This window comes from Brachybacterium huguangmaarense, from assembly GCF_025725725.1.
GTDB lineage: Bacteria > Actinomycetota > Actinomycetes > Actinomycetales > Dermabacteraceae > Brachybacterium > Brachybacterium huguangmaarense.
Genome location: NZ_CP107020.1, coordinates 2,221,298 through 2,245,952, shown reverse-complemented (window position 1 = coordinate 2,245,952; position 24,655 = coordinate 2,221,298). Strand labels below are relative to the sequence as shown.

Sequence of the window (24,655 nt, the reverse complement as noted above, 5' to 3'; positions counted from 1 at the left end):
TCCCGCAGCGCCGCTCACTCCGCGTGCTCAGGCAACCGGACCGGCTTGAAGAACCGGCCACGATCACCCTCGACGACATTGACCTCGAGCACATCGTGACAGCGCACGTAGTCGTCGACGCGTATCAGTCCGTGCTCGCCGGCAAGGTCGCGCACATCGATCGCGCGGATCAGGCCCCGATCGCCCCTGGCATCTTCCGCCAGGGCGTAACGAGGGCCGGTCGTCACGACGTCCACGCGCACGGGGGCCGCCGCGACCGGATTCATCCCGCCTTGGTCGTCGTCCTCGATCACCGACTCCATGTCCTGAGCGAGGCAGTCCGCGAGACGATCGACCTCCGACAGGAGATTCGCCATGGTGAGCGCCACATCGTCATGGAATGCGGTCTTGTTGATGGGCGAACCCGACTTGTAGGAGTTCTCGTGCGTCAACTCGCCCCACGCATCCTGCAGACGAGTCTTGATCTGCACCTCGACGTTCACGTCGCCCTCGCCGGGAACATCCACCGCGAAGATGAAGTGGAAAGCGCGATATCCGGACGCCTTGGGCGATGACGTGTAGTCCTTCGTCTCCACGACGCCGAGCCCGGCACGAACGGCCGCCTTCTGCAGATGCTCCACGATCAGCTTCTGATCCCTGGTCGACTTGCACAGGACTTTCGTTCCGACGATGTCCCGCACCCGGTCCTCGACGTCGGGAGCATCCGCTGCGTCCTGGGCGTCGAGGTCCTGGATCTTCTTGGCGAGCTTCGCGCTCGCGCGCCCACGGTCCTTGATCCGACCCGCGTCGACGTGGAGCCGGGACTTGTCCTGAACGTCCCGGAGAGCGCCAGCACATTCTCTCGTGAGCCACCCGTGCATCTGAGAAAGTGCCGACTCCCAGGCACTCGAACGCCGTTCGTACGCCGCGTTCACGTTCTCCTGCAACGACATCAGCATTTCCTTCCGGAGCACTCACCCACCAGATAGGTGAATGGAGAATCTCCGTGCAGGCTAACCCTCACCCTGGGCCATCAGCGAGGGCCGCCTGCGTCGGGAGCATCGATCAGCCACCCGCCGCGCGCTGAGCCGGAACACGCTCAGTCCTCCGAGTCGGCCTCGTCGTCGGGTTCCTCCGTGTCCGTCTCGGCCGGGCCGTGGGCGAGCAGCTCCACGAAGCCGGCCTCGTCGAGGATCGTGAGCCCGAGGTCGCGCGCCTTGTCGGCCTTGGAGCCGGCGTTCTCCCCCACCACGACGTAGTCGGTCTTCTTCGAGACGGAGCCGGCGGCCTTGCCCCCGCGGGCGATGATCGCCTCCTTGGCGCCGTCGCGCGTGAAGCCCTCGAGGCCGCCCGTGACCACGACCGTCAGCCCCTCGAGGGTCTTCGTGAAGCCCTCCTCGACGTCGTCAGCCATGCGCACGCCGGAGGCCTCCCAGCCGCGCACGAGCTCCTCGTGCCACGGCACCGAGAACCACTCGCGCACGGCCTCGGCGATGATGCCGCCCACGCCGTCGGTGTCGGCGAGCCGGTCGACGTCCGCCTCGCGGATCGCGTCCATGGAGCCGTACGCCGTCGCGAGCGACCGGGCCGCGGTGGGCCCGACATGGCGGATCGACAGGGCGACGAGCACGCGCCACAGCGGCTGGGAGCGCGCCTTGGCGAGCTCGTCGACGAGCACGCCGGTGTTCTTGAGCGGCGCGGGCTCCTTGACCTGCTTCCAGGCGCCGTCGCGCTTGTAGTGGCGGAAGGTGGGGCGCGACCAGAACGCCGGCTGGACCCGCCAGTCGCCCGTGGCCTCGCCGTCGCGCCGCTCCGGCTGCCACACGAACACGTCGCGCAGCTGCTCGGCGGTGAGGTCGAAGAGGTTCGCCCCGGTCGTGACGCACGGCTCCTGGAGGGGCGGCAGCAGCGGATCGTCCGGATCGGTGACACGCAGGAGCGGCACGCCGTCGGTGCCCTCGCTCTCCTGACCGTTCTTGAGCACCACGAAGCCGGGCAGGCGGGTGTCCTCCAGATCGCGGATCGGCAGGTAGACGCTATGGCCGGCGCGGAGCGCGGCGAGCGCCTCGGGGCGTCGGAGATCGGGGTCGGTGAGCGCGACGGCGCTCTCCTCGCCGAGCGACTCGATGTCGAAGGCGCCGCGGCCCGCCGCATGGGCGATGCGTCCCGTTACCTGCGCGGGGCAGTCCTTGGCGTTGGGGCAGCGCCAGTCCTTGTCGCCCTCGCGCTCGGGCCGGATCTCGGTCCCGCACGACGGGCAGCGCCGGGGCATCTCGAACGCCGTCTCGGAGCCGTCGCGCAGCGCCTCGACGGGGCCCACGATCTCGGGGATCACGTCGCCCGCCTTGCGCAGCACGATCGTGTCGCCGATGAGCACGCCCTTGCGCTCGACGTCGAACTGGTTGTGCAGCGTCGCGAACTCGACGGTCGAGCCCGCGACCTTGACGGGCTCGAGCACGCCGAAGGGGGTCACCCGTCCCGTGCGGCCCACGTGGGTCTGGATGTCCAGGAGGGTCGTGGTCACCTCCTCGGGCGGGTACTTGAAGGCGATCGCCCAGCGCGGCGCGCGCGAGGTCGAGCCGAGGCGTCGCTGCTGGGAGAAGGCGTCGACCTTGACGACGATGCCGTCGATCTCGTGCTCGACGTCGTGGCGGTGCTCGCCGTGGTGCTCGATGAACGCGTGCACGTCGGCGAGGCTGCCGAGCACGCGGGTGTGCGGCGAGGTGGGCAGGCCCCACGCCGCGAGCTGGTCGTACACCTCGGACTGGGAGCCGAGCGTCACGCCCTCGTGGACCCCGATGCCGTGCACGTACACCCGCAGCGCGCGGGACGCCGTCACGGCGGGGTCCTTCTGGCGCAGCGAGCCGGCCGCGGTGTTGCGCGGGTTGGCGAACTCGGCGAGCCCGGCCTCCCTGCGCTGCTCGTTGAGCTCCTCGAACGCGGCCGAGGGGAAGAACACCTCGCCGCGCACCTCGAGCACGGCGGGCGGCTCGTCGGTGTCGAGACGCTCGGGCACGTTGGCGATGGTCCGCACGTTGGGGGTGACGTCCTCGCCCACGCGTCCGTCGCCGCGGGTCACGCCGCGCACCAGACGGCCGTCCTCGTAGACCAGGTCGATCGCGAGGCCGTCGATCTTGAGCTCGGTCAGGTACTCGACCTCGGCGGCCCCGCCGAGGCCCTCCTCGACCCGGTGGGCCCACTCGTCGACGTCCTCGAGGCTGAAGGCGTTGTCGAGCGAGAGCATGCGCTCGAGGTGCTCGACGGGCGCGAAGCCCGCGGCCACCCCCCCGCCGACGGTCTGGGTCGGCGAGTCGGCGCGGGCGAGCTGCGGGTTGCGCGCCTCGAGCTCGCGCAGCTCGCGCTCGAGCTGGTCGTAGTCCGCGTCGGTGAGGGTCGGCGCGTCCTTCTCGTAGTACTCGACGCGGGCCTGCTCGATCTGCGCGGTCAGCTCGGCGATCCGCTCCTGGGCGCTGCGCGTCGTGGCCGCGACGTCGTCGCGGTCGTCGGGCGCGGCATCGGGCGAGGTGCTCTTCTTGGCGGTCACGCGCCCATTGTGGCGCACCCGCCGGACATTCCCGGGGTCACGGGCGGGTGCCCGACCGGCCGGTCCCGCCCGCACGAGGGGTCCCACGGGGCACACTGGTCGGATGCGCCGAGAGATCCGTCCCGCGACCACGGCCGACGTCGATCGCCTCCAGGCGATCGAGAGCGCCGCCGACGCCCGGTTCGAGGACCTCTTCGGGCCCGAGCCCTTCGGCGCGGAGGCGGCGGAGCCGGGCGAGGCTCGGACCGCGACTCCCGGCTTCGTGCTCGTCGCCGCGGAGCGGCCCGCGGGGCCCGCGGTCGGCTTCGTCCACGTGCTCGAGGTCGAGACGGTCGCCCATCTCGAGCAGCTGGCCGTCGTGCCCGAGCAGGCGCGACGCGGTCACGGCGGCGCTCTCGTCGAGGCCGCGTGCGCCGAGGCGGCGCGACGCGGATACCGCTCGATCACCTTGCGGACCTTCGCGGACGTGCCCTTCAACGCGCCGTTCTACGCGGCTCACGGTTTCGTCGAGACCCCCGCGCGTGACGCACCGTTCTTCCGCGCCCTCGAGGCCACCGAGGCCCAGCTGGGACTCGACCGCCTCGGCCGGCGCGTGCTCATGGTGCGAGAGCTCTCGCCTCACAGCGACGTGCGCAGCTGACGCTCCTCCTCGTCGGTGAGTCCGGCGCCCTCATGGCGACCGCGCTCCTCCTCCCATGCGAGCACGTCGGCGAGGGTCTGCTCGAGCGGCCTTCGGGTCAGCCCGGCCGCTCGGGCCGCGCCCGAGTCGACCGATCCGAAGTGCTCGTAGCCGGGCGCGTCGATCCACAGCGGCAGGGAGCGTGGCCCTGCCCACGGCACGACGTGCTCGCGCGCGAGCAGGGCCGGATCCACGGGCCGCGTCGTCACCGTCGCAGGCGTGCCCGCCGCGCGACGGGAGGCCGCGAGCAGGTGCTCGAACGTGGTCGAGGCGCCGCTCGCATTGAACACGCCGGTGATCCGCCGCTGCGCGCACGTGACGATCCAGGCGGCGAGATCTCGCACGTCGATCAGGTGCACGCCCGCTCCGGGCGCATCCGGGACGAGCACGTCGGGGCCGGTGGGGTGGGCGAAGCGCCAGGGGTAGTAGCCGCTGCGGCCGGAGCGGTCGCCGGGGCCGCCGATGAGCCCCGGCCGGATGACGGCCCAGGCCTCCGCGTGCTCGCGCACGGCGTCCTCGCACGCGACCTTGGCATCGCCGTAGAGCTCCATGTCGGTCAGGTCCTCACCCGCGAGCGGCTCGCGCACCGGCGCGTCCTCCCTCTGGTCGGGCACGTCGAAGTCCCTGTAGACGTTCACGGAGGAGATGTAGGTCCAGTGCGCGGCGGCCGTGTCGCGCAGGGCCCGCCGCACCTGGCCGGGATGGCTCGTCAGGTCGATCGCGGCGTCGACGCGCCGTTCCCCGAGCATGGCGAGGGCCCGGTCGTCCTGGCGGTCGGCCGCGAGGTGCTCGACCCCTGCCGGAAGCGGGGAGGTGCCGCGGCACACGCACACGACGTGGATCCCGCGGTCGAGGGCGGCCCGGGCGAGGGCCCGGCCCAGGAAGCCGGTGCCGCCGAAGAGGAGGAGATCCATCGCCCCAGCCTTCCATGCGGGGGCGGCCGCGGGTCAGGCCGCGCCGGCGAGCTCGTCGAGCGGTGCGGCCAGGCGTCGGGGCAGGTCGCCGATCCACACCGCGCGCAGGCTGCGGCGCAGGTCCACGCCCGTCACCGCGAGCGCCCGCAGGTGCCCGGAGCGCACGTGGTCGGCCACGGCGAGCTCGCTCAGGAGCGCGCATCCCGCGCCGCCCACGACCGCGGTGCGCACGGCCGCGTTGGAGTGGAGGACGAGGGCGGGCGGCGCGACCGTGCGCGGCGCGAGCGCGCGGGCGAGCACGTCGCGCGTGCCCGAGCCCTCCTCGCGCACGACGAGCGGCGTGCGGGCGAGCTCGTCGGCGTCGATCCGCTCGCGAGCGGCCCACGGATGTGTGGGGGCGACGACGGCCACGAGCCGGTCGCGGCCGACCTCCCGGCTCGAGAGGCCCGGCGGGATGTCCGTCCCCTCGACGAAGCCGAGGTCGGCGCGCATGCGCCGCAGCGCGCTCAGCACGCCCGTCGTGTTGGCGACCTCGAAGGAGACGGGGGTGTCGGGCAGGTGGCTCGCGAGCGAGGCGAGGAAGGCGGGCATGAGGTGCTCGGCGATCGTCTGGGAGGCGAGCACGCACACCCGTCCGGCTCCCGCGGCGGCCTGCACCTGGTCGACGAGGGCGTCGGCCGCGTCGAGCACGCGCCGGGCGTGCTCGACGGCGACCCGGCCCGCCGCGGTCGGCTCGCTGCCCCGGGCCCCGCGCGCGATCAGGCGGGTCCCGAGACGTCGTTCGAGGCGGGCCAGCTGGCGTGAGGCGTTGGGCTGGGCGAGACCCAGCAGGGCGGCGGCCCCCGAGAGGCTCCCGGTGTCGGCCACGGCCACGAGCAGCTCGAGGGAGGGGATGTCGGGACGCGGTGACATATCGCAGATGATATGGGCGATAGCGGATCGACGGCTACCGCCGAGCGGCCGGGCGCCGGACCCTGGAGGGCATGCCCCGTTCCCTCACCGCCCCGCGCTCGACCGCCCCCTCCCCCGCTCCCGGGCGCGTCCGCCGCGTCCTGCCCGGCCTCGCCGTGAGCGTCGTGGTCGCGGTCGCCGCCTACGCCCTCTCCCTCGCCGTGCCGGCCGCCTCGACGGCGCTCGTGGCGATCCTGCTCGGCGCGCTCGCCGCGAACATCGGCGTCCTGCCGGGCGTGCTGCGCCCCGGGCTCGACGTCGCCGCGAAGCCGGTGCTGCGGATCGGCATCGTGCTGCTCGGCCTGCAGCTCGCGCTCGGCGACATCCTCGCCCTCGGCCCGGGCGTGATCGTGCTGATCGTCGCGGTCGTGGCGGGCGGGACCGCGGCGGGGATCCTGCTCGGGCGCGCCCTGCGCATCCCGCGCACGCAGGCGCTCCTCATCGCGTGCGGGTTCTCGATCTGCGGCGCCGCGGCCGTGGCCGCCGCGGCGGGCGCCCTCACCCCCGACCGGGAGGACGGCGAGGACGAGGAGGTCGCCACCGAGCGCTTCGAGACCCAGGTCGCGACCGCGGTCGCCCTCGTCGTGGTCTTCGGGACCGTCCTGATCCCGCTCATGCCGGTGCTCACGGGGGCGTTCGGACTCGGCGACCGCGCGGCCGGGACGTGGATCGGCGCGTCGGTGCACGAGGTGGCCCAGGTCGTCGCCGCGGGCAGCCTCGTGGGCGAGGACGCCCTGCGGGTCGCCGTGCTCGTCAAGCTCGGCCGCGTGCTCCTGCTCGCGCCGATGATCGCCCTGCTCGTGGCCGCCGAGCGGCGCGGCCGACGCCGGACCGATCCCGCCGCCGCACACGGGGCGGACGACGCCGGTGCGCGGCGCTCGGGTCCGCCTCTCGTCCCGTTGTTCGTGATCGGCTTCCTGGTCGCGGTGGCCGTCCGCTCGACGGGGCTGATCCCGACCGCGGTGCTCGACGTCGCCAAGCCGGTGCAGACGCTGTGCCTGGCCGCGGCGATGTTCGCCCTCGGCACGGGCGTGCGGATCGCGCTGCTGCGCCAGGTGGGCGGTCGGCCCGTCGTGCTCGCCGCGGCCGTGACGGTCGTGGTGGGTCTGCTCGGCGGGGCCGGGGCGCTGCTCACGAGCTGACACCGCTCTCTCTGTTGCGCTATGCGCAACGGTAGATCGCATAATGGAACGTTCTTCACGGGCGCGACAGGCCCCGCATACGGTCTGCGGAACCTGTCCACCGGTGAGGGAGGCCACATGCTCACCCAGGTCCTGGAGACCCTCGACCTTCTCGACGACCCCGCCGCGAGCGGGCCGCGCATCGTGGAGTCCCTGCGCGCCCGGAGCGACGACCCCGCCCTCGACATCACCACGCGGACCGTCGAGGGCGAGCGCGGCAGCACCGACTTCGTGAGCGTGACGATCCCGGGCTCCCAGGGCCGCCGCACGGGCGGCCCCGCCCCCACCCTCGGCGTGATCGGCCGTCTGGGCGGCATCGGCGCGCGACCCGAGCGCATCGGCTTCGTCTCGGACGGCGACGGGGCGGCCGCCGCTCTCGCCCTCGCGGCCAAGCTCGTGCAGATGCACGCCCGCGGCGACGTGCTGCCGGGCGACGTCATCGTGTGCACCCACGTGTGCCCCGACGCCCCGACCCGCCCGCACGAGCCCGTCCCCTTCATGGACTCGCCGGTCGACATGGAGATCATGAACCGGCACGAGGTGACCGACGAGATGGACGCGATCATCTCGATCGACACCACCAAGGGCAACCGCCTCATCAACCACCGCGGGATCGCCCTGTCCAACACCGTCAAGCAGGGCTACGTGCTGCCCGTGAGCCCCGACCTCGTGGCGACCTACGAGACGGTGTGCGGGATCGCCGCGCAGGTCTTCCCGCTCAGCACCCAGGACATCACGCCGTACTCCAACGGCCTGTACCACATCAACTCGATCCTCCAGCCGGCCACCGCGGCCGACGTGCCCGTGGTCGGCCTCGCGCTCACGACGGAGTCCGCGGTCGCGGGCAGCGCGACCGGCGCGAGCCACGAGACGGACATCGCGCTCGCGGCACGGTTCGCGCTCGAGGTCGCCAAGGGCTTCGGCGCCGGCACCGTCCGCTTCCTCGACGAGGACGAGTTCGCGCGGCTCGTGGAGATCTACGGGTCGGCACGGCATCTGCAGACCCCCGGCTCGACGGACTGAGACCATGCTCGACCAGGACCCCCACGACGGCGCCGCCCGCGGCGGCGAGCTCAAGACCGTGGCCCGCGCCCTCGCGGTCCTCGAGTCGTTCACGGACGACCACCCCGTGTGGGGCGTGACCGAGCTCGCCCAGCAGCTCGGGCTCGACAAGTCGCAGGTGCACCGCATCCTGACCACCCTGACCCGCCACGGCTTCACGGCGGCCGATCCCGAGACGCGCCGCTACTCGCTGGGGCTGCGTCTCGTCGAGCTCGGACGGCGGGCCGAATGGAGCCCGGGCCTGCGGACCCGCCTCGCGGTGCACGTCGACGAGCTGGCCGCGGCGACCGGCGAGAGCGCCGTCGTGTGCGTGCCCGACGGCTTCCGCTACCGCACCCTCGTCGCGCGCGACGGGCAGGGTCCCATCCGCTACAACACGGAGATCGGGCGTTCCTACCCGGGTCACCTCGGAGCCTCCGGGCATGCGATCTTCGCCCTGTTCGACGCGAGCATCGCCCACGACCTCCTGCGTGCCGAGGGCGCGGAGCCGGGCCCGGAGGCGCTCGCCGCCCTCACGGCCCGTCACGAACGCGCCCGCCGCGAGGGCTACGCGGTCTCCGACGGCGAGTTCGACCCGCGCGTGACGACCGTCGCCGCTCCCCTCGTCCTGGGCGAGCAGGTGTTCGGCTCGGTCGGCGTGCTCGGCCCACGCGGACACATGAAGGAGCCCGCCGACCGTCTCGTCGCCTACGTGCTCGCGACCGCGGGACGCATCGTCGACGAGCTCCGCACGACGCACGACCCCGCCCCCTCCCGCCTCGCCCCGAATCGAGACTGACCATGTCGTCCGCCACCCCTCAGGCCCCGGCCCCCGAGGACCAGCGCCTGCACCATCCGAGCGCCTTCGAGCCCCGCACCCTCATCGTCACGATCCTGCTCTCGGTGATCGGCGCCTACATCGGCCTGCACCTCGTGACCACCCTGGGCATCTCCGCGAACACGTCCGTGATCGGCGCGCTGATCGCGATGGTCATCGGGCGGATCGGGATCCTGGGCCTGAGCCGCTTCAAGGACGTCCACCGCCAGAACCTGGCGCAGACCGCGATCTCCGGCGCGACCTTCGCCGCGGCCAACGCGCTGCTGACCCCCATCGCGATCGCGTGGGTGTTCGGCCGCGCCGACCTCATCTGGCCGCTCCTGATCGGCGTCGCCGTGGGGCTCGGCATCGACTCCTTCGTGCTGTTCCGCGCCTTCGGCTCGCGCTTCCTCCCGGCGTCCGCGCCGTGGCCTCCCGGCGTGGCGTCGGCCGAGACCATCAAGGCCGGCGACCAGGGCGGACGGCGGGCCAAGGTGCTCCTGGGCAGCGGCGTGCTCGGCCTGCTGCTGTCGTGGTTCGGGCTCTCGGGGTCCGCCGCGGGCGTCGCCTTCATCGGCAACGTGGTCGCCCTGCTCATGCTCGGCATCGGCCTGATGATCAACCAGTACCTCACGATCCTCCCCGGCCTCGCGGACTTCTCGCTCTCGGCCGACTACATCCCGCACGGCATCATGATCGGCGCCGGGGTGGTCGCCCTGGGCCAGGCCGTCGGGATCTTCGTGCGCCGCAGGAGCCGCGCGCACGACGTCCCCGACACGGGGGCCGTCACGCCCGAGGACGACGCGCAGCCCGAGACCGGTCCCGATCCCGCCCTCGAGGTCTCGCGCTCACCGCGCGAGCTCGGCGCAGCGCTCGGCGGCGGCTTCGGCCTGTTCATGCTCGGCGCGCTGCTGCTGTCGCTCATCACGGGCATCGCGACCGACATGCCGCTCCTGGCCCTCGTCGGCTGGATCGTCTTCGCGGCCTTCGCCGCGTTCGTGCACGAGATCATCGTGGGTCTCGCGGCCATGCACTCGGGCTGGTTCCCGGCCTTCGCCGTGACCCTGATCTTCCTCGTGCTCGGGCTCATCGTCGGCCTGCCCGAGGTGCCGCTCATGGTCCTCGTCGGCTACTGCGCCGCGACCGGCCCCGCCTTCGCCGACATGGGCTACGACCTCAAGGCCGGCTGGATCCTGCGGCGCATCCACTCCCGCCACCCGGGCTATCGGGCCTACGAGCTCTCGGGCCGGCGCCAGCAGTACTACTCGTCCATCATCGGCTTCGCGGTCGCCCTGCTCATGGTCGCGCTGCTGTGGCACTCCTTCTTCGAGTCGGGCGCGATCCCCCCGGTCTCGACGGTCTTCGCCGACACCATCTCCGCCGGCCTGACCAACCCGGACGCCGTCAAGAACCTGCTGCTGTGGGCGATCCCCGGCGCGATCATCCAGATCGTCGGCGGCTCGAAGCGGCAGATGGGCGTCATGCTCGCGACCGGGCTGCTGCTGACTCAGCCCTACGCGTGCTGGCTGATCTTCCTCGCGCTCGCGATCCGGCTCGTCGTGCGGCGCGTCCGGGGCGCCGCGGCCGAGGAGGAGCTCAGCCTCGTCGGCGCCGGTCTCATCGCCGGCGACGCGATCGCCTCCCTCGGCCAGGTGTTCCGCGGCAAGTAGCCGCGCGTCCGCCGAGCCGCCCTCACCCCCCTTCGAAAGGAGCACTGTTCATGGAGGTCACGAATCGCACGGAGTCCCGTGGCGAGTACCTCGCGTTCGAGGCGTTCACGGGAGCGCGCAAGCTGATCGAGGAGATCATGTGCGTGACCGAGGGCGAGAACGTCCTCATCACGGCGGACACCTCGTCGGACATGCGGGTCGCCGAGCTCCTCGGCGGAGCGGCCAAGGCCGTCGGCGCCCACCCGGTGATCGTCCGCTACGAGACGCGCTGGCAGTCCGCCGTCGAGCCGCCGGCCCCCGTCGCCGGCGCCGCGCTCGGCGCGGACGTGTGGATCGAGCTGCAGCTGGGCTACATCATGCACTCCGAGGCCTTCCGGGCGGCGCTCGCGCGCGGCACGCGGTACACGTGCCTGACCGGGCTGGACGTGCAGATGCTCGTCGACACGGTCGGCAAGGTCGACTACGCGGGCGTGCGCGAGCTCGGCGACGCGCTCGTGGAGCTCATGAGCGCCGGCGAGGAGGTCCGCATCACCTCCGCCAACGGCACCGACATCACGGGGCGCACGGGAGACCGTCCGATCCACGTGCGCGGCATCCCCGCCGACAAGCCCGGCATGTCCGTCATGCTCGCCGGGCAGATCTCGTGGAACCCCCTCGAGGAGACCCAGAACGGCACGATCGTGTTCGACGGGGCCGTGTGGCCCCCCGACGAGATCGGCCTGATCCGCGAGCCCTTCTCGCTCACGGTCGAGAACGGCGTCGTGACCGAGGTCGTCGGCGACGGCCGCGACGCCGCGGTCTACCGCTCCTGGCTCGCCGCCCAGGACGACCCGAACATGTACCGGGTCGCGCATTGGTCGCTCGGCTACAACCCGGGCGTCACGCGCCCCACCGGGCGCATCGTCGAGGACGAGCGCGTCTTCGGCTGCGTCGAGTGGGGCATCGGCACCAAGGGGTCGTGGATCGGCGGCGAGCCGTGGGTCGCCCCCGCCCACAGCGACGGCTCGAACCTCGCCCCCTCCCTCTACGTCGACGGCGAGGCGATCGAGGAGGATGGGCGCTACGTGCACCCGGCTCTCGTCGAGATCTGCCGGCGCCTCGGCGTCGACGGCTACTGAGCGTCCGGGCGACGGACAGGACACGCGGCACGACGGAGGACCACATGACCGCATCGGCGCCCGAGCGCCTCGAGACCACGAGCCATCGGATCGACGGCCACCGCCTGCACGAGCACCGGCTGGCGGTCCCCCTCGACCACGCCCGGCCCCACGGCGGCGAGACCCTCGAGGTCTTCGCCCGCGAGGTCGTGCGCGACGGCGGCGAGGACCGGCCCCGCCTGATCTGGTTCCAGGGCGGTCCGGGCAACCGGGCCAACCGCCCCGAGTCGATCGGAGGCTGGCTCGACCGGGCGCTCGAGGAGTACCGGGTGGTCCTCCTCGACCAGCGCGGCACGGGGCTGTCGACCCCCGCCGATCGGCAGACCCTCGCCGAGATCGGCGATGCGGCCGCGCAGGCGCGGTACCTCGCGCACTTCCGGGCCGATGCGATCGTCGGGGACGCCGAGTGCCTGCGTCGGGCCCTGGGCGTGACCCGCTGGAGCGTGCTCGGGCAGTCCTTCGGCGGCTTCATCGCGACGGCGTACCTGTCCGCCGCCCCGGCCTCGCTGCGGGAGGTGCTCATCACCGCGGGCCTGCCCGCGCTCACGGGCGCGCCCGACCGCGTCTACGAGCTCACCTTCGCCCAGACGGCGCGGCGCAACGGGGAGTTCGCGCAGCGGTACCCGCAGGACGCGGCGACCCTGCGCGACGTCGCGGCGCACCTGCGGGAGACCGACGAGCGCCTGCCGAGCGGAGAGCGGCTGTCGGTGCGCCGGCTGCTGCTCCTCGGCATCGCGCTGGGATCCGCGACGGGCCTCGAGGGCCTGCACTACCTGCTCGAGGACCCGTTCACGACGGTGCACGGGTCCCGGCGACTGCGCGAGCGCTTCCTGCGGGAGGTCGGGGCGAAGGTCTCCTTCGCCGGCAACCCGCTGTACGCCCTCCTGCACGAGACGATCTACGCGCAGGGGGCGGCGTCCGAGGGGGCCACCCGCTGGAGCGCCGAGCGGGTGCGCGCACAGCTGCCGGCCTTCGACCCCGACCTCGACGCGCCCCTGCTGACGGGCGAGCACATCTTCCCGTGGCAGTTCGAGGAGGACCCGGCTCTCGTGCCGCTGCGCGAGACGGCGCATCTGCTCGCCGAGCGCGAGGACTTCCCGGCCCTGTACGACCCCGAGGTGCTCGCGCACAACGAGGTCCCGGTCGCGGCGGCCGTGTACCACGACGACATGTTCGTGCCGCGCGAGCTGTCCCTGCGGACGGCGGCCTCGACCCGCGGGCTGCGTCCTCTCATCACCAACGAGTACCAGCACGACGGCATCCGGGTGGACGGACGGCACCTGCTCGACCGTCTCCTGACCACCCTGCGGCGATGAGGACGTCGTCCGCCGCCGACCGGAAGGAGGACCGATGCGACTCGGCCTCGTGACCATCGGGCAGGCGCCGCGCGCGGACCTGTCCGAGGACCTGCACGCCCTGCTGCCGGCCGAGGCCGAGGTGACCGAGCACGGCGCGCTCGACGGGCTCACCGGGGCGGAGATCGCCGCCCTGGCGCCGCGCCCCGGGGAGTCCGCGCTCACCTCGCGCCTGCGCGACGGCGGCTCTGCGGTCTTCGGGCACGACCAGGCGGTGCCTCTCGTCGAGCAGGCCGTCGGCCGGGCCGAGGCCTCCGGGGCCGATGCCACCCTGCTGCTGTGCTCGGGCGAGTTCCCCGCGGTCCGCCACGGGCGACCGCTCTTCCTCACCGAACGTCTCGCCCACGATGCGACGGCGAGCCTGCTGCGCGGGCTCGGCTCGGACCGGCTCGGGATCGTGAGGCCGCTCCCGGAGCAGACAGCCGAGGCCCTGCCGCAGTGGGGGCACTCCATCGGTGTCCGACCGGTCGCGGTGAGCGCCGCGAGCCCCTACACGGGGACGCGGGAGGAGATCGCGGCGGCGGCCCGCGAGGTGGCGCGGACGAGCGACCTCGTGGTGCTCGACTGCATCGGCTTCGACGAGGAGATGCGGCGGGCCGCCGTGGCGGCGGGCGACGGGACCCCCGTCGTGACCGTGCGCGGTCTGGCGCTGCGCGTGCTCTCGGCGATGCTCTGAGCAGGAGCAGGTGCAGGTGCGGGAGCAGGAGCGCGCGCGACTCCACGCTCGGGGCGACGTCCTGGCGCTGCGCCGCAGATGCGAAGAGCCCCCGCAGCGCGTGGCGCTGCGGGGGCTCCGGTGGGCGACGGGAGGTGTCCCGTCGCGAGACGATCAGGCGAAGGCCGGCATGTCGACGAAGTGGCCGAGGAAGCGGGTGAGCTCCGGCTCGGAGAAGTCGTCGATGACGACGATGCCTGCGCGCAGGGACTTGGACGAGCGCACGGCAGCCTTGATGTCGGCGACGCTGTGGCGGCCGACGGCCAGCACCTGGATGCCGGAGACGGGGGTGCGCGAGAGGTCGACGGCGCCGTTCTCGAGGCGCACGCTGTGGGACGTCGCCATGCGGGCGACGCCTGCGTAGACGGCGTCGCGGAGGGCGGCGCTCGGGGTCGAGATCTCGATCGAGACGACCGGGAACCGGTCGGCCGCGAGACGGTCGGCGAAGAACTGATCCAGCTCGATGTGATCCATGAGGACTCCTTCAATGGGTGGCGATCTGATGCGACAGCGCCATTGATGGCCGCACGGCGACGGGTCTTGCGGACCGATCTCCTGGAACCACACTAGAGCGCCGGTTGTTCCCCGGTCTGCATGGTTCACATCTCCTTCACCATGGCGTCGCCCACATGGATCAGACCATTACGCAACAGAGGCGGCTATCCCGTGAGCAGGCTGAATCGCCGCCGAGAGGGGCTCCCCGCACCTCGCGGCACGGCCCGGAGGAGGCGCCGCGGACCGGGGATCCGGAAAACCCCCAGCTCACCGCCGCCCACAGGATCGATCCGCCTCGGCAGGAATTCCCGCCCGCCATGTCAGAACGGCGGCGGGCCGAGATCATCGTCGGGCCGAGCGGCGTCGTTTCCCTGGGAATGCCCGGGGAACGGCGGATCGCCGTGACGACCCTTCGGCAGCTCGATCGGGCGGGAATCAGCACCTTCGGAGGACCCCTCGCCGTGATGCACGTCTCGCGGTCTGTGCAGATGAGGCGCGCACAGGGGCTCGTCCGGGGGTGCGATCGGCAGCTCCCGACCGTCCGCCGGCGGATCCACGGCTCCCCGATCGTCCTGCCGGCCGCCGGGCTCGCCCGGTCGCTGCTCCTCGCGTCCCCGCTCCTCGCGTCGCTGCTCCTCGCGTCCCGGCTCCTCGTGCCGTCGTCGACGCTCGAGCTGTTCGTGAAGCCGCCAATGGTGCTCGAGCTCGACGGCGATCCGCGCCGACCAGAGGTCGGTGTCGTCGGGCACGTCGACCGAGGTGCCCGCACCCAGTTCCCAGCGGGTGACCCCTCGGGCGCGATCGGCGGTGGGCAGGCGGGAGGGATCGAGGCGCCCGAGCGTCTTGGCGAGATGATGCTGCCAGCACAGCAGATGGAGGTTCTCGACCTCGGTCCTGCCGCCCGCTGCGGGGTCGGCGTGGTCGTACTCCTCGATGTGGTCGCACTCCGAGGCCCAGGACACGGGCCGCGCGCAGCCGGGGACCGCACATGTCCCCTGGCGATGGCGGAGGTGCTCGAGCATGGCCGAGGTGGGCTGATACCTCTCCTGCCGCGCCGGGAGATAGGCGCCGGTCACCGGGTCGGTCAGCACCCGGTACCAGGTGCTCTCCCCACCGGCGAGGGACCGCGCCATCGCCGCGGGGATGGGCACGGTTCCGTCGAGCAGTCCTGGCTCGTCCCCGGCGCCGAGCAGGGTGGTGGACGGGATGGTCACGCCGATCCGGAACCGCGCGGCGGGCACCTCCACCCCACCGGTCTGCAGCACCGATCGGGTCGCGATCTCGTAGCGCAGGCGCGCGAGGGACATCGCTCGTCCGCTCGTCGCCACAGAGCCGTCATCGAAGGGGAGGGCCGCATCGCACCCCTCGATGCCGGGACCCTCGGGGGCGGAGAGGGCATGACGCTGGGCCGCCTGCACGGCCCGGGCCGCGGCGTCCAGGCGGATCGCCAGGGACCTGATCTCCGGGACCGGCCCGAGCACCCGCAGGCACGCGAGCCCCTCCTCGTCCACAGGAGTCACCTCGACCCGGCGGCGCGCCTCGGGCGTCTGCTCGGCGGCGAGTGGCCCGCGGGAGCGGGCCTGCGCGACGATCAGGCCGAGCTGCCGGGTGAACTGCTCGGCCGTGATCGCCAGATCCCACGACGCGACCTCGGCATCGACATCGACCCGCTGCGCGGGGGTGAGGTCCCGGGTCCGCTGGAGCACCCGTGACATCCACGGCACGGGAAGCTCGCCGGCCGCCAGCCGGACGTGCAGCTGCGGCAGCTCGGTCACGACGACGTGCGCCTGACGGATCCGCCGGTGGGCCACGTGCTCGGTGACGCGCAGCGCGAGGGCGACCCGGAGGTCCGCTTCATCGGCCTCGCCGGGATCGCTGCCGGGAGCATCGGGGTCCACCCAGAAGCGTGCGAGAGAGGTCATCTCCACAGCCAGGCGCCGCGACGCGGCCACCGCCTCGTCCCACAGCTCCCGCAGGTCGTCGGACAGCACCAGGTCGTCCAGCGTGCCCGCTCGCGCGGCGAGACCACGCCGGGTCAGCGGGGACAGACGGTGCCGCCGGTTCGTCCTCCAGTCCCGCACCATGACCACCCCCTTCGAACACCTGTTCGATCTCAGGATAGGGCGGCGGCCCGACATTCGGGAGAGCCGGGCTTCACCTGTGGACAACTCAGCCCGCGGAGGAGACGAGGGGCTCGCGAGAGCGAGGTGTGCCGCACGAAGGGAGCAGGGAGGCGGAGCGCGGGGACAACACGCCACACATGCCACATGCCCGCTCACGGACCCAGATCGCCGTGCCACGGTCCGCCACGGGGCAGGACCGTCCGCCACAGGGCAGGACCGACGTCCGCCGCGGCCACCGCCCCGTCTGCCGCGACCGCCTTCCCGACCCCCGCGCTACGCCTCGAGACGCTCGGCCCAGGCCGGTGCGGCGCGCAGGAGGCGTTCGAGGCCCTGCTCGCCCAGCAGGGCCGCACGCCCCGGCTCCGCGGCCGGGTCCTGCGGCCGCTCCGCGCGGGGATGGGCCAGCAGGGTCGTGCCGCGCGCGTCGGCGAGCGCGTACCCGAGCTGGGTCCACGCCCCCGCGAAGGCCTCGAGCTCGCGCTCGAGCCGCGCCGGGTCGACCACGAGTGTGAGCTCCACGCCGCTCTCGCGGGCGTCGGCGATCGTCTCCCACACCCGGCGCCCCGCCGAGGTCTCCAGTCTCGGCGCCGCGGCGGGAGAGACGGCGAGGGAGCGCCAGCCCGCCGTGCGGGCGGCGGCGATCAGGTCCGCGTCGGCGGGCAGGGCGAGGGTCAGTCCGCTCGCGTCGAGACCCGCGGCCGCGGTCAGCTCCTCGCGCAGCGTCTGCCAGCGGGCGCCGATCTCCGGGGCGGCGAGCGCCCGATGGCGGCGATACCCGGACGCGGTGGGCACGGCGCCGCGGTGCACGGCCCCGACCCCGTCCTCGCGCACGAGCACCGCGGGCGTCGCGCCGGGCACGCGGTCGGTCACGAGCGCGATCCGCTCGGCGAGACCCTCGGCGAGCAGCGAGGGCAGGTCGCGGAGGGCGCCGGTATCGGCGAGGGTGCGCTCCCCCGAGGGCAGGAAGGTCGCGGCGGCGAGCGTGAGGGGGCCGAGCGTCGTGGTCACGAGCGGTCCGCTGTACTCGAGCAGGGCGATACGCGCGGCGTCGAGCAGGCGGTCGGCGAGCTCCCGCGCGCGCTGCCAGGCGTGCGAGGTCCCGGCGCCGAGCCGCCAGCCGTAGCTCGTGAGGTCGCCCGTGGTCCCCGCGAGCAGGGACAGCGAGGCGGGCAGCACGTGGTCGGCACTCTCGGTGCCGAGCGCGGCGGGCAGGTACAGGCGGGCAGCGATCTGCTCCTCGAGGTCGTCGCCCAGGAGCGACCGCAGGCGCACGAGGGCGTCGAGGGCCGCGTCCCCCGTGCCCTCGAGACCGCGGGGATCCGGCGCGACGCGGAACGTGCCGTCGCCCGTCACGGTGAGGAGCGGCGCGCTCACGCGTGCCTCTCGAGGGTCGCGGAGGCGAGCACCCGGTCGCCGTCGTACAGGACGAGGGTCTGCCCCGGCGCGACGCCGCGCACGGGGGCGACCAGGCGCACACGCAGCACGCCCTCGCCGTCCGTGGGCACCGCCTCGACGATGCCCGGGGTCGCCTCGCCGTGGGCGCGGATCTGGGCCGTGACCTCCCGCCCGGGGGCGATCGGCTCGAAGCCGACGACGTCGCGGGCCACGAGCTCGCGACGGGAGAGCAGCTCGGCGGCGCCGACGACGACCTGGCGCGAGGCCGGGTCGACGTCGAGCACGTAGCGGGGCCTGCCGTCCGGGGCCGGGCGGGAGAGCCCGAGCCCCTTGCGCTGTCCGACGGTGAAGCCGTGGGTCCCATCGTGCTCGCCGAGCACGGTGCCGTCGGCGTCGACGATCTGGCCCGGATCGCTGCCCAGATGACGGGAGAGGAAGCCGCGCGTGTCCCCGTCGGCGACGAAGCAGATGTCGTAGCTGTCGGGCTTGGTCGAGACGCCGAGCGAGCGGGCGCGGGCCTCCTCGCGCACGGCCTGCTTGTCCTCGAACTCGCCGAGGGGGAAGAGGGCACGGCCGGTCGCGTCCGGCCCCATCACGGCGAGCACGTAGCTCTGGTCCTTGGGCAGGTTGCGCGAGCGGTGCAGCGAGGGGGCGCCGTCCGGGCCGTCCGTGCCGATGCGCGCGTAGTGCCCCGTGCACACGGCGTCGAAGCCCAGGATCCGGGCGCGCTCGAGGAGGGAGGCGAACTTGATGCGCTCGTTGCAGCGCACGCACGGGTTGGGGGTGCGTCCCTGCGCGTACTCGGACAGGAAGTCCTCGACCACGAGGTGGTGAAAGTCGTCGGACAGGTCCCACACGTAGTACGGGATGCCGATGCGCTCGGCGGCGCGGCGGGCGTCGGAGGCGTCCTCGACCGTGCAGCAGCCGCGCGAGCCGGAGCGGGTCTGGGCTCGCGACTTCGACAGGGCCATATGCACGCCGACGACGTCGTGACCGGCCTCCGCGGCGCGTGCGGCGGCCACCGCGGAGTCCACGCCGCCGCTCATCGCTGCCAGCACCTTCATGTCCGTCCGCTCCTGTGTCCCGGGTCGTGGTCGCGCCCTGGCCGGGCACCCGGCGCAGTCTACGACCGTGCGCACGAGGCCCGGGCGGCGCCGGGCTCAGCGGGTGAGGGACGCGACGGCGCGCGAGCGCTCGAGCACCTCGGGCAGGGCGGCGAGCACCCGGGCGACGTCGTCCTGGGTGCTCGTCCAGCCGAGCGACAGGCGCAGGGCTCCGCGGGCGAGGTGCTCGGGCACGTGCATCGCCTCGAGGACGGGGCTCGCCTGGGTGACGCCCGCGCTGCACGCCGATCCGGCCGAGGCGTCGATCCCCCGCTCGTCCAGCAGGTACAGGAGCGACTGCGCGTCGGCGCCGGGGAAGAGCACGTGCACGACGTGGTCGGCGACGTCGACCCCGTCGCCGGCCGTGAGGCGGGCGCTCGGGTCGAGCGCGCGGATGCCCGCCCGCAGTCGGGCGCCGAGGTCGCGCAGCCGGGCCCGCTCGGCCTCGGCGTCCCCGAGAGTCTCGTGGAGGGCCGCGGCGAGGGCCGCGGCGTGCGGGGCGTCGAGGGTCCCCGAGCGCACCCCGCGCTGCTGTCCCCCGCCCGCGCTCTGCGGCACGAGCGGCACGTCGGGGTCGGCCACGAGCAGGCCCACCCCGACGGGCGCCCCGATCTTGTGGCCGGTCATCGTCATGAGCGGGACCGCGCCGGGGGCGGGCAGGTCCGCGTGCCCGACGGCCTGCACGGCGTCGGTGTGCACGAGGGTGCCGTGGCCCCGGGCGATCGCGGCGAGGCCCTCGACGTCCTGGAGGATCCCCGTCTCGTTGTTGGCGAGGGCGAGAGTCATGAGCCCGACGCGGCCGTCGGCGAGCGCCTCGTCGACGGCGCCGGGGTCCAGGCGGCCGTCCGCGTCGACCGGGAGCTCGCGCACCTCATGGGAGGTGCCGAGGGCCCGCGCGGCCTCGAGGGTCGCGGGGTGGTCGGTCGCGCAGACGGCGACCGCGGTGCGGGTGGGGTCGGCGGCCAGGGCGCCGAGCGCGCCGCCGCGCACGGCGAGGTTGTCCGCCTCCGTGCCGCCCGAGGTGAGCACGAGCCACGTGCGCGGCACGCCGAGGTCCGCTGCGATCGAGTCGAGCGCGTCGTCGAGCGCCGCGCGGGCCCGCCGCCCCGACGCGTGGATCGAGGTCGGGTTGCCGAGGACGTCCGCGGTCGCGAGGTAGGCCTCGCGCGCGCTCGGGCGCAGCGCCGTGGTCGCGGCGTGGTCGAGGTAGGCGCGGGGCGCGCGGTCGGCGCTCACCATGGCTTCGCCGGGTTCTGCGAGGCGCCGTCGTCGGACTCGTCGCCCTCGCCCTGGTTGGCGCTCTGGTTGCGCTCCTCGAGCTGGTCCTGCTTGTCCTGGTCGTCGCTGTCGCCTGGGGTCGGCGCCTCCTCGGGCGGCTCCGTGCCCGACGGGTCGTCGTGCTTGGGGTCGTTGTCGTCGCGCTCGTCGGTCTGGGGCGCGGAGCCCTCGTCCTGGTCGCCCTCGCGCTCGCCGCGCCCGGACTCCTCGTCGGCCTGCTTGCGCTTGTCCTCGATGCGCTTGCCGTTGTCGCCGGTCGTGCCCTCGTCCTCGTTGCCCTGGCCGCCTCCGCCGCCCTGGCCCTGCCCCTCGCCGCCTCCGCCGCCGCCCGCGCACGGCGCGAGCAGCTGCTCGGCCTCGTAGAGACGGTCGCCGCGCTCGGTGGGATCCTCGATCCGGTCGGCCTGGCGCTCGATGGAGATCGCGAGGTTGTTGAGGATCTTGCACTGGGCGTGCAGGGGATGGTTGAGGTCCGAGGCCTTCTCCCAGTCGCTCAGCGCGATCCGCAGCTCCTTCTCGGCGGCGGCGTCGTCGCCCTGCTGGAGCAGGTTCGTGCCGCGCGTGAGATGGGGCAGGTAGGGCTCGAACCAGTTGACGACCCCGAGCGGTCCGAGCCGCTCGACGGCCGTGGGGTAGTCGCCGTCGTCGTAGGCGGAGGTCGACCACGCCTGGGTGAGCGGCATCGACACGAACTTGATCGCGAGCAGGCCGAGCACGAGCAGCGGCAGGGCGAGGATCGCGAAGACGATCCGTCGCAGGCGCCGCAGGCGACGGGTGTCGATGCCGAAGTCGCGCGGGCGCCGGGGCTCGGGCTGCGCGAGCGTCTCGGGCACGTCGGCGTCGGGAGTCTCGGGACGGTCGGTGGCGGGTGCAGTCATGGTCCCCCCTCGGATCCGGAGCGGGTGAAGTCGGTGCGCTCGATGCGGCGCGGGAGCCGGTAGGTCATCTCCCCGAGCTCCCAGATGAACAGCAGGGCGAGCGGGATCGCCGCGATCCAGTACCAGTCCTCGAACGACGGCGCGCGCCGGCTGCTCGTGGACGGGATGGAGCGCAGCGTGATGCCCTCCATGGTCGCCGAGAGGTCCTGCCCGGGCTCGGTGCGGTGGAGGTAGGGCACGCCCAGCTGCTGAGCGATCGTCTGCAGCTGCTTCTCGTCGATCTTCGAGATGCCGCGGGCGCCGGAGGAGTCGGTGATGTACTGGCCGGCGTCGGGGCCGCCGGTCGTCTTCATGGGGCCGCCCTGCGCGGTGCCGTAGCCGAGCACGCCGCCCCCGTCGACGAACTGGGCGGCGGCGCTGAAGGTCTCGGACTCCTGAGAGTCGGTGTTCTCGCCGTCGGACAGGACGTACACGAGGACCGAGGACTCGGGGTCGTCCCGCTTGGCCTCGGAGACCGCGCTCAGCAGGGTGCTGAGCGGACGGTCCACGTTCGAGCCCTTCGAGTAGGCGGTCGGCTCGACCGTGAGGGTGTCGATCCAGGCGTCGAGGGCGCCGGCGTCGGTCGTGAGCGGGAGCTGCTGGGTCGCGCTCGAGTCGAAGCTGATGATCGAGTAGCGCGAGCCCTCGGTCATGCCGGCGATCGCGCGCATGTCGTCCTTGACGCCGTCGAGCCGCGGCGTGTCGCCGTCGTAGTCCTCGGCGTTCATGGAGCCGGTCCGGTCGACCACGAAGAACACGTTGGCGTTCATCCGATGGGTCTGCTCGGTGTCCAGCGGGGTCGCGGGGCGGATCGCGACCACGAGCAGCAGGAGCACCATGAGGGCGCGGCGCAGCCAGGCCAGGCGCTGGCGCGGCCGGCGCACGAGCAGCACGACGGTCGCGGCGAGCAGCGGCACGAACAGGACGATCGTGAGCCACAGCGGGATCAGGTGCTCGGCGCGCAGCATCAGCGCGACCTCCATCCCGCGAGGATGACGCCCAGGACCGCCAGGAAGCTCACGACCCAGCCGAACAGCGGGTGGTCGGTGCGGATCAGGGTCGGTGTCGCCCCCATCTCGGCCGCCTGCGTCTTCTGGATCTGGTTGAGGATCGAGGGGATCGCGTTCGGGTCGCTCGAGGAGAAGAAGTGGCCGCCGTGGCCCTCCGTGACCTGCTTGAGCTCGTCGGCGCACGTGCTCGAGCACTCCGAGGCGCCGGGGTAGAACGTGTAGAGGGTGATGTCGCGCTGGTCGAGGGTCGAGGCGGCCTCGTCGAGCGAGTAGATCGGATCGCCGTTGACCTCGTTGTCGGTGGCCAGGATGATCGACCGGCTCCGGTCCTGCTCGGCGTGGTCGAACTCCTGGGCGCACGCCGCGAGGCCGTCGGGCACGAGAGAGGCCTGGTCGTCCAGTCCGCGGGTGCCCGCGATGAAGTCCGCGAACTGGCGCCGCTTGTCCGCCGAGTACTCGCGCGTGCCCATCCGGTAGCCCTGCTCGTCGAAGTCGATCGCCTGGGCGTCGGCCGACAGCTCCCGATGGATCAGGTCGTAGTCGTTGGTCAGCGGGAAGGCCGTGCGCGAGGTCGAGTTGAAGATCGACAGGGCCACCCGCTCGCCCTCGAAGGAGTCGACCATGTCGGCGAAGGTCGACAGGATCTCGGTGTCGTACTGGTACATCGACCCCGAGATGTCCAGGCACAGCACGATGTCGCGGTTGGCGAAGGCCGGGGTCTGCACGCGCTCGGTCGCGACGCGGCCCGAGAGCACGGACGAGCCGACCAGGCCCAGCACGGCGATCACCACGAGCAGCACGCGCAGGAGTCGGGCGGTCGACTGGGAGCGCGCGAAGCTCGGCACGCGCTCGAGGAACTCGGAGTTGGCGACGACGACGGGTGCGCGCCGCGTCGAGCGCCGGTTCCAGAAGGCAATAGCCCACACCGCGACGCCGGCGACGAGCAGCAGCAGCGTCACCCACCACAGGCTCATGACCACGACCGGACCACCCCCCGGGCGCGTCGCAGGGACTCGGCGAGCTGGCGCTCGCTCGCGCGTGCGAACTCGGGCTCGTAGAGGTCGGCCACGAGGCGCCCGACCTCCCGGGTGCGGGCGTCGGCGAGCAGGGTCGTGACGTCCTGGCTGGTCACGTCGAAGCCCGTGGTGCGGCGCACGAAGCGCCGCATGACGCCCGTGAGCTCACGGTGGGCGGCGCGCGCGTCGAGCTCGCCCTCGTCGAAGCGGTCGCCGATGTCGTTGACCGCGCGCAGGAACTCGGCCTTGAGGGTCTCGATGTCGCTCGGCCGCGCCCGGTAGGCGGCGCGCTCGACGACCGCGCGCGTCACACGGAGCGTGCCGAGCACGAGGGCGAGCATCACGAGCACGCACAGCACCGCGAGGATGAGCCACGCGATCGAGTACTGGGGCGGGTCGATGATCTGGGGTCCGTCAGCGATGGTCACGGCGGAACTCCCTGCGTCGCAGCAGCGTGACCATGTCGTCGACCACGGTCGTCTCGCCCTGGGTGACCAGGTGGGAGACGTGCAGGTGGTCGAGCATGCCGGAGATCGCGTCCCGGCGGCCGGTGCGGTAGGCCTGCACGTCGCGCCGCACCCGGGCCGAGGACCGCGAGATCGAGGAGATCTCGCGCGGGGTGTTGACGTCGACGACGTCGTGGTCGAGGTCGTCGGCGAGCAGCGGGTCGGCGTCCGCGATCCGGATCACGAGGAGGTCGTGGCGGGTCGTCAGGCGCCGCAGCATCGAGAAGTCCTCGAGGGCGGGGTGCGCCTCGTCGGTGATGATCGTCATGAGCGAGGCGTGGCGGGTCACGCGGAAGGCGCGCTCGAGCAGCCACGCGCTGTCGGGGGCCGGGGAGGCGGTGTCCGTGCTCTGCTGGATGGTGCGCAGCAGCAGCTCGAGGTGCCCGTCGGAGGAGCGCGAGGGCAGCTGCACGGGCCCGGCGGGGCTGCCGGCGACGAGGCCCACGAGGTCGCCGTTGGTCTGGGCGAGGAAGCACACGAGCCCCGCCGCGAGGATCATCGCCTCGCGCTTGGAGGTGCCGTCGGCCGCGGTCGCCGCCATCGCGTCGGAGGTGTCGGCGACGATCGAGAGGTGGCGCACCCGCTCCTCGTTGAACTGGCGGATGAGGGGCTCGCCCGAGCGGGCCGTGGCCTTCCAGTCGATGTCGGAGATCTTGTCGCCGGGCTGGTAGAACTTCAGGTCGTCGAAGTCCTCGCCGCTGCCCTTGAACATCGAGCGGCCGCGGCCCTGGATCAGGCCCCGCGCGCGGCGCGAGGTGTGCAGGTCGACCTTGGCCTTGACCCGGGTCAGCAGAGAGGCGGCCATGCGG

Annotated in this window: 22 protein-coding genes; 8 read left to right on the top strand and 14 right to left on the bottom strand. The window is 73.1% G+C overall.

Annotation, left to right across the window (positions count from 1 at the left end; all coding sequences use genetic code 11):
- Window positions 1-14: 14 nt before the first annotated feature.
- Both BRM3_RS10235 and ligA read right to left on the bottom strand, forming a co-directional pair.
- The gene (locus tag BRM3_RS10235; RefSeq protein ID WP_263593222.1) at window positions 15-932 is read right to left on the bottom strand and encodes a GTP pyrophosphokinase; all 918 of its coding nucleotides are present in this window, start codon (window positions 930-932) and stop codon (window positions 15-17) included.
- Window positions 933-1,078: 146 nt separating this feature from the next.
- Window positions 1,079-3,523, bottom strand: a complete 2,445-nt coding sequence (ligA, locus tag BRM3_RS10230) for an NAD-dependent DNA ligase LigA (RefSeq protein WP_396126905.1) — start codon at window positions 3,521-3,523, stop codon at window positions 1,079-1,081.
- Window positions 3,524-3,626: 103 nt separating this feature from the next.
- Here ligA and BRM3_RS10225 point away from each other — a divergent pair, with 103 nt between their 5' ends.
- The gene (locus BRM3_RS10225) at window positions 3,627-4,163 is read left to right on the top strand and encodes a GNAT family N-acetyltransferase (RefSeq protein WP_263593221.1); all 537 of its coding nucleotides are present in this window, start codon (window positions 3,627-3,629) and stop codon (window positions 4,161-4,163) included.
- Here the strand turns inward: BRM3_RS10225 and BRM3_RS10220 are convergent.
- Entirely contained in the window at window positions 4,142-5,116 is a 975-nt protein-coding gene (locus tag BRM3_RS10220) for an NAD-dependent epimerase/dehydratase family protein (protein ID WP_263593220.1), read from the bottom strand. The genes BRM3_RS10225 and BRM3_RS10220 overlap by 22 nt on opposite strands.
- Before the next feature lie 33 nt (window positions 5,117-5,149).
- On the bottom strand, window positions 5,150-6,028 hold the full coding sequence (locus BRM3_RS10215) for a LysR family transcriptional regulator (RefSeq protein ID WP_263593219.1): 879 nt from the start codon (window positions 6,026-6,028) through the stop codon (window positions 5,150-5,152).
- 71 nt (window positions 6,029-6,099) lie between these two features.
- On the opposite strand from BRM3_RS10215, the gene BRM3_RS10210 reads away from it, so the two are divergent.
- The 7 genes from BRM3_RS10210 (at window position 6,100) to BRM3_RS10180 (ending at window position 13,964) form a co-directional block, all read left to right on the top strand.
- The gene (locus tag BRM3_RS10210; RefSeq protein ID WP_263593218.1) at window positions 6,100-7,209 is read left to right on the top strand and encodes a YeiH family protein; all 1,110 of its coding nucleotides are present in this window, start codon (window positions 6,100-6,102) and stop codon (window positions 7,207-7,209) included.
- A 117-nt stretch (window positions 7,210-7,326) separates the two neighbouring features.
- Entirely contained in the window at window positions 7,327-8,271 is a 945-nt protein-coding gene (locus BRM3_RS10205) for a DUF1177 domain-containing protein (RefSeq protein WP_263593217.1), read from the top strand.
- A gap of 4 nt (window positions 8,272-8,275) precedes the next feature.
- Complete coding sequence (locus BRM3_RS10200) at window positions 8,276-9,088, top strand: IclR family transcriptional regulator (RefSeq protein WP_263593216.1); 813 nt, start codon at window positions 8,276-8,278, stop codon at window positions 9,086-9,088.
- 2 nt (window positions 9,089-9,090) lie between these two features.
- The gene (locus BRM3_RS10195) at window positions 9,091-10,776 is read left to right on the top strand and encodes an OPT/YSL family transporter (protein WP_263593215.1); all 1,686 of its coding nucleotides are present in this window, start codon (window positions 9,091-9,093) and stop codon (window positions 10,774-10,776) included.
- A 50-nt stretch (window positions 10,777-10,826) separates the two neighbouring features.
- Window positions 10,827-11,894 carry a M29 family metallopeptidase gene (locus tag BRM3_RS10190; protein ID WP_263593214.1) on the top strand — a complete coding sequence of 356 codons (1,068 nt, stop codon included), beginning with the start codon at window positions 10,827-10,829 and terminating at the stop codon, window positions 11,892-11,894.
- 44 nt (window positions 11,895-11,938) lie between these two features.
- Window positions 11,939-13,249, top strand: a complete 1,311-nt coding sequence (locus BRM3_RS10185) for an alpha/beta hydrolase (RefSeq protein ID WP_263593213.1) — start codon at window positions 11,939-11,941, stop codon at window positions 13,247-13,249.
- Window positions 13,250-13,283: 34 nt separating this feature from the next.
- Entirely contained in the window at window positions 13,284-13,964 is a 681-nt protein-coding gene (locus tag BRM3_RS10180; RefSeq protein WP_263593212.1) for an AroM family protein, read from the top strand.
- Window positions 13,965-14,117: 153 nt separating this feature from the next.
- On the opposite strand, the gene BRM3_RS10175 is transcribed toward BRM3_RS10180, so the two are convergent.
- From BRM3_RS10175 to BRM3_RS10130, 10 genes are all read right to left on the bottom strand, one after another.
- Window positions 14,118-14,477: a hypothetical protein gene (locus BRM3_RS10175; RefSeq protein WP_263593211.1), complete on the bottom strand. Its 360-nt coding sequence runs from the start codon at window positions 14,475-14,477 to the stop codon at window positions 14,118-14,120.
- A gap of 341 nt (window positions 14,478-14,818) precedes the next feature.
- On the bottom strand, window positions 14,819-16,582 hold the full coding sequence (locus BRM3_RS10170) for an HNH endonuclease signature motif containing protein (RefSeq protein ID WP_263593210.1): 1,764 nt from the start codon (window positions 16,580-16,582) through the stop codon (window positions 14,819-14,821).
- Window positions 16,583-16,894: 312 nt separating this feature from the next.
- A complete protein-coding gene (locus BRM3_RS10165; protein ID WP_263593209.1) occupies window positions 16,895-17,995 on the bottom strand; it encodes a hypothetical protein in 1,101 nt (366 codons plus the stop codon).
- Window positions 17,992-19,080 carry a tRNA 2-thiouridine(34) synthase MnmA gene (gene mnmA / locus BRM3_RS10160; protein ID WP_263593208.1) on the bottom strand — a complete coding sequence of 363 codons (1,089 nt, stop codon included), beginning with the start codon at window positions 19,078-19,080 and terminating at the stop codon, window positions 17,992-17,994. The genes BRM3_RS10165 and mnmA overlap by 4 nt, the downstream gene beginning before the upstream one ends.
- A gap of 96 nt (window positions 19,081-19,176) precedes the next feature.
- Window positions 19,177-20,358, bottom strand: coding sequence for a cysteine desulfurase family protein (locus BRM3_RS10155; protein WP_263593207.1), 1,182 nt, complete (start codon window positions 20,356-20,358; stop codon window positions 19,177-19,179).
- Window positions 20,352-21,275, bottom strand: coding sequence for a hypothetical protein (locus tag BRM3_RS10150; RefSeq protein ID WP_263593206.1), 924 nt, complete (start codon window positions 21,273-21,275; stop codon window positions 20,352-20,354). Before BRM3_RS10150 ends, BRM3_RS10155 begins: the two co-directional genes overlap by 7 nt.
- Window positions 21,272-22,297: a vWA domain-containing protein gene (locus BRM3_RS10145; protein WP_263593205.1), complete on the bottom strand. Its 1,026-nt coding sequence runs from the start codon at window positions 22,295-22,297 to the stop codon at window positions 21,272-21,274. The genes BRM3_RS10150 and BRM3_RS10145 overlap by 4 nt, the downstream gene beginning before the upstream one ends.
- Window positions 22,282-23,298, bottom strand: a complete 1,017-nt coding sequence (locus tag BRM3_RS10140; RefSeq protein WP_263593204.1) for a vWA domain-containing protein — start codon at window positions 23,296-23,298, stop codon at window positions 22,282-22,284. Before BRM3_RS10140 ends, BRM3_RS10145 begins: the two co-directional genes overlap by 16 nt.
- On the bottom strand, window positions 23,295-23,768 hold the full coding sequence (locus BRM3_RS10135) for a hypothetical protein (protein WP_263593203.1): 474 nt from the start codon (window positions 23,766-23,768) through the stop codon (window positions 23,295-23,297). Before BRM3_RS10135 ends, BRM3_RS10140 begins: the two co-directional genes overlap by 4 nt.
- Window positions 23,755-24,651, bottom strand: a complete 897-nt coding sequence (locus tag BRM3_RS10130) for a DUF58 domain-containing protein (protein WP_263593202.1) — start codon at window positions 24,649-24,651, stop codon at window positions 23,755-23,757. The genes BRM3_RS10135 and BRM3_RS10130 overlap by 14 nt, the downstream gene beginning before the upstream one ends.
- Window positions 24,652-24,655: the final 4 nt, after the last annotated feature.